Genomic DNA, 965 nt, shown 5'->3' on the forward strand with positions numbered 1-965 from the left:
CGCACCGGGCGGAACGGCGGCCCGCATCGGTGCCCCGCGGGCGGGGCCGCGGCCCCTTGCCCGGTGCCCCGCCGCGGCCTAGCTGGCAGGGACAGCCAGGGGGTGCGCCGATGTCGATCGAGATTGCAGGACTGACCAAGCGGTTCGACCGGACCGATGTCCTGCGCGGCATCGATCTGTCGGTCGAACCCGGAGAGCTTCTGGCCCTGCTGGGCCCGTCCGGGTCGGGCAAGACCACGCTTCTGAAGATCATCGCCGGGCTGGAATGGCCCGATGCCGGGCAGCTGCGGGTCGAGGGGCAGGACTGGCTGGCGCTGGCCGCCCGCGACAGACGCATCGGCTTCGTCTTTCAGCATTACGCCCTGTTCCCCCACATGACGGTGCGCGACAATATCGGCTTTGGCCTGTCCGTCCTGCCGCGCGGTCAGCGCCCGACCCGCGCCCAGATCGCCGCCCGCGCGGACGAGCTGATGGCGTTTCTGCAGATCGACCACCTGGCCGACCGCTTTCCGGGGCAGCTGTCGGGCGGTCAGCGTCAGCGGGTGGCGCTTGGCCGCGCGCTGGCGATCAAGCCGCGGGTGCTGCTTCTGGACGAGCCCTTCGGCGCGCTGGACGCCGCGATCCGTCGCGACCTGCGCCGCTGGCTGCGCGGCGTGCACGAGGCGACCGGATCGACGACCATCTTCGTGACCCACGACCAGGAGGAGGCCTTCGAGCTGGCCGACCGCGTGGTGGTCATGGGCGAGGGCCGGATCGAGCAGATCGGCCATGCCGACGCCATCCACGACGCCCCGGCCACCCCCTTCGTCGCGTGCTTTATGGGAGCTACGGTCCAGCTGCCCGTCACCGTCACGGGGGGCCGCGCGAAGGGGCCGGGGCTGGATCTGTCCGCGCTGCCGCAGGTCGCGCTGCGCGACGGCCCGGCGCAGCTGTTCGCGCGCCCCGCCGACCTACGCGTCGCGCCG

The 965-nt window shown here is 72.6% G+C and carries 1 protein-coding gene; it reads left to right on the plus strand.

What is annotated here, in order from left to right; genetic code table 11:
* Nucleotides 1–110: 110 nt before the first annotated feature.
* Nucleotides 111–965, plus strand: an 855-nt coding sequence (locus FHD68_RS18705; RefSeq protein WP_139086633.1) for a sulfate/molybdate ABC transporter ATP-binding protein, incomplete at its 3' end; no start/stop codon positions are given.

Origin of the sequence: Paracoccus marcusii (assembly GCF_006151785.1) — a bacterium.
GTDB lineage: Bacteria > Pseudomonadota > Alphaproteobacteria > Rhodobacterales > Rhodobacteraceae > Paracoccus > Paracoccus marcusii.